The organism is Xanthomonas sp. SHU 166, assembly GCF_000364685.1.
Taxonomy (GTDB): Bacteria; Pseudomonadota; Gammaproteobacteria; order Xanthomonadales; family Xanthomonadaceae; genus Xanthomonas_A; species Xanthomonas_A sontii.
The window spans coordinates 1-3012 of the sequence record NZ_AQOJ01000156.1 but is presented as its reverse complement, the minus strand read 5'-3'; the positions used below and the strand labels follow the sequence as shown (position 1 = coordinate 3012).

Sequence of the window (3012 nt, the reverse complement as noted above, 5' to 3'; positions counted from 1 at the left end):
GTCCGCGCCCGTCGCGACGCCGGCGCCAGCAATCGTTCCGGCCGCGGCCACGGCTGCGGCCGCCGAGCCGGAAATGGCGATGGTGCCGCCCCTGGCGCCGCCGCCGCGCACCCATGCCCCCGTGTCCGATACGCCGCGCGCGCTGCACAGCGCCGAGGACTGGCTGGAACTGGTCGCCGATTGCGGCCTGAGCGGCCCCTCGCGGCAACTCGCCGCCAACGCCGCCTTCGTCAGCCATGCCGAGGGTGTGCTGCGGCTGTCGCTGTCGCCGGGCTTCGAGTACCTGCAGTCGGAACGCTCGCTGGGCGAACTGGCCGCGGCGTTGGCCGATGCGCTGGGCCAGCGGCCGAAGATCGTCATCGAAAGCGGCATCGCGGTCGATGCCGAAACCCTGCATGAGCGCTCGCACCGGCAACGCGGCGAGCGCCAGAACGCGGCCGAGACCGCGTTCATGAACGACCCGGCGGTGCAGGCGCTGATCCAGCAGCAAGGCGCGCGGGTCGTCCCCGATTCCATCCGTCCCTACGATGAGTGAACCACGATGCGCGGCAATATCGCCCAACTGATGCAACAGGCGCAGAAGATGCAGGAAAACCTGCAGCGCGCCCAGGAAGAACTGGCCAAGCTGGAAGTCACCGGCAGCGCCGGCGGCGGCATGGTCAACGTGACCCTGACCGGCGCCAAGGAGTGCCGCAAGGTGCGGATCGATCCGAGCATCCTGGCCGACCAGGAAATGGCCGAGGATCTGATCGCGGCTGCGTTCAACGATGCGTCCAACAAGATCGATGCCGAATCCAAGGCGCGCATGGGCGCGGCCACCGCCGGCATGCCGATCCCGCCGGGCATGAAGCTGCCGTTCTGAGTTGCCGGGATTGGGGATTCGGGATTGGGGATTCGCGGTTTTTCGCGAGTGCGCTGCCCTTCCTGCTTCGGTGAATTCCTCTGGCAGGAGCGGCTTCAGCCGCGACCGGTCAGGTCAAGCCGTCGCGGCTGAAGCCGCTCCTACGAAAACATCGCGTGACAGCGATGTTTCTTTTACGAATCCCCAATCCCTACTCCCGAATCCCCAACCACAATGAGCTCGCCGCTGCTCGAACAACTGATCGATGCGTTCCGCGTGTTGCCTGGCGTCGGCCAGAAGACTGCGCAGCGCATGGCGTATCACGTGCTCGAGCGCGAGCGCGAGGGTGGGCAGCGGCTGGCCGAGCGGCTGCACGAGGCGATCGAGCGCATCGGTCATTGCGCGCAATGCCGCGATTTCAGCGAGACCGAGGTCTGCGCGATCTGCGCCAGTCCCGCGCGCGACCGCCAGCAGCTGTGCGCGGTGGAGTCGCCGGCCGACCGGCTGGCGATCGAGCACGCCACCGGCTACCGCGGGCTGTACTTCATCCTGCAGGGCCGGCTGTCGCCGCTGGACGGCATCGGCCCGCGCGAGCTGGGCCTGGACCGGCTGGCCGCGCGGCTGGCGCAGGGCGAGGTAGCCGAGCTGATCATCGCCACCAACTCCACGGTCGAGGGCGAGGCCACCGCGCATTACCTGGCGCAGCTGGCGCGCCAGCACGGTGTGCGGCCGAGCCGGTTGGCGCAGGGCCTGCCGCTCGGCGGCGAGCTGGAGTACGTGGATCGCGGCACGCTGTCGCACGCCTTCGGCAGCCGCAGCGAAGTGCCGCGCACCGGCACCGGCGAATAACCGCCGCACGCGGCTGCGGTGCGACGCCGAATTGGGCTATAACGGCGGCCCCTTCTTTCGTTCCGGGCGCGCTCCATGGACACCATCTTCGGCAAGATCATCCGTCGCGAAATTCCGGCCAGCATCGTCTACGAGGACGACGCCGTGCTCGGCTTCAAGGACATCGCGCCGCAGGCGCCGGTGCATGTGCTCTTCATCCCCAAGCAGGTGGAGATTCCGACCCTGGACGACCTGGCGCCGGAGCAGGCGACCCTGGTCGGCCGGCTGGTGCTGGCCGCGGCCAGCTATGCGCGCGAGCAGGGCCTGGCCCAGGACGGCTATCGGGTGGTGATCAACTGCCGCGAGCACGCCGGGCAGACCGTGTTCCATCTGCACCTGCATCTGCTCGCCGGTGCGCCGCTGGGGCGCTTCGGTACGCCCTGAGCAGCGGCTGGCGCGAACGTGCATGCATAAAAAAACGCCGCTGGATCAGCGGCGTTTTTCGTTGCGGCAGAAACGCAGGGCTTACCACCAGCCCCAGCGCGGGCCCCACGGACCCCACGGGCCGCCCCAGGGGCCGTACGGATAGGCGGGCACCACTTCGACTTGGCGCACCACCGGCCACAGGTACACCACGTCCGCGTCCATCTTCGGCAGGCGGTAGTCGTACTCGCCGATGCGGGTGTTGTCGTAGCCGGACACGTGGCCGATGAAGGTCACTTCGCGGCCGGGTTCGAACACCGCCGGGTCGTAGAAGCCGGCGCGGCAGGCGATGAAGCGGCCATCGCTGGCGTCGGCGGCATCGCTGTCCGGACGGCCGCTGGCGTTGAGCGGGCGCGACAGCATCTGGAAGCAGGTCTGGCCCTGGCCGGGCGTGGTCTTGATGATCTTGCCGCCCCAGCGCACCGGCGCGCCGGCCTGATGGCCGGCGACCGAGTCGCGCGGGCTGACGGGCGCGAACTGGCCCTGCAGCGGCTTGGGGGCGGTGGCGCAGGCGCCGAGCGCCAACGCAGCGATCACGGGGAACAGCAGGCGAATCTTCATCGGGATGCTCCAGTGGGCGGACGGTGCCTGCGCAGGTCGCGCAACAATGAAGCGCTGTCCGAATCAGCGCCAGCGTAGCGCGCATCGGCGAAACGCCGGCTGAGCGGAATCAGGCTCGCATCGCCGGTTTCCCGCTGTACGCGAGCGGCCCAGGCCAGGGCCGGTTCGTGCGGGTCGCGGCCCAGCCCGCGCCGGGCGTAGCGCCGGCCCAGCGCCCGCCAGGCCCGCAGCAGCGGATCGCGTTCGCGCTCGCCGCGGGCAAGCCACCAGGCCATCGCACCCAGCAGCAGCGCCGCGAA

The 3012-nt window shown here is 69.7% G+C and carries 6 protein-coding genes; 4 read left to right on the top strand and 2 right to left on the bottom strand.

Annotated features, from left to right (window positions below):
* The 4 genes from D180_RS05940 to D180_RS05925 all read left to right on the top strand — a co-directional run.
* Nucleotides 1-535 (top strand): DNA polymerase III subunit gamma/tau C-terminal domain-containing protein (locus D180_RS05940; RefSeq protein ID WP_232760348.1); only part of this gene is annotated, 535 nt, incomplete at its 5' end.
* Between the two features lie 6 nt (nucleotides 536-541).
* Entirely contained in the window at nucleotides 542-862 is a 321-nt protein-coding gene (locus tag D180_RS05935) for a YbaB/EbfC family nucleoid-associated protein (RefSeq protein WP_017909282.1), read from the top strand.
* A 213-nt stretch (nucleotides 863-1075) separates the two neighbouring features.
* Nucleotides 1076-1690: a recombination mediator RecR gene (recR, locus tag D180_RS05930; protein ID WP_017909283.1), complete on the top strand. Its 615-nt coding sequence runs from the start codon at nucleotides 1076-1078 to the stop codon at nucleotides 1688-1690.
* Nucleotides 1691-1765: 75 nt separating this feature from the next.
* Nucleotides 1766-2113 (top strand): histidine triad nucleotide-binding protein, encoded by a 348-nt coding sequence (locus tag D180_RS05925; RefSeq protein ID WP_010342491.1) that lies wholly within the window; start codon nucleotides 1766-1768, stop codon nucleotides 2111-2113.
* An 81-nt stretch (nucleotides 2114-2194) separates the two neighbouring features.
* Here D180_RS05925 and D180_RS05920 read toward each other — a convergent pair whose 3' ends face one another.
* Nucleotides 2195-2713: a Slp family lipoprotein gene (locus tag D180_RS05920; RefSeq protein ID WP_017912067.1), complete on the bottom strand. Its 519-nt coding sequence runs from the start codon at nucleotides 2711-2713 to the stop codon at nucleotides 2195-2197.
* Nucleotides 2710-3012: DUF4129 domain-containing protein (locus D180_RS05915; RefSeq protein ID WP_043090544.1), on the bottom strand; the 303-nt coding region annotated here is incomplete at its 5' end. The genes D180_RS05920 and D180_RS05915, both read right to left, overlap by 4 nt.

What these genes read in the sequence shown, in the direction of transcription:
- D180_RS05920 (WP_017912067.1), bottom strand. Translation starts at nt 2,713, where the DNA reads ATGAAGATTCGCCTGCTGTTCCCCGTGATCGCTGCGTTGGCGCTCGGC.
- recR (WP_017909283.1), top strand. Translation starts at nt 1,076, where the DNA reads ATGAGCTCGCCGCTGCTCGAACAACTGATCGATGCGTTCCGCGTGTTG.
- D180_RS05935 (WP_017909282.1), top strand. Translation starts at nt 542, where the DNA reads ATGCGCGGCAATATCGCCCAACTGATGCAACAGGCGCAGAAGATGCAG.
- D180_RS05925 (WP_010342491.1), top strand. Translation starts at nt 1,766, where the DNA reads ATGGACACCATCTTCGGCAAGATCATCCGTCGCGAAATTCCGGCCAGC.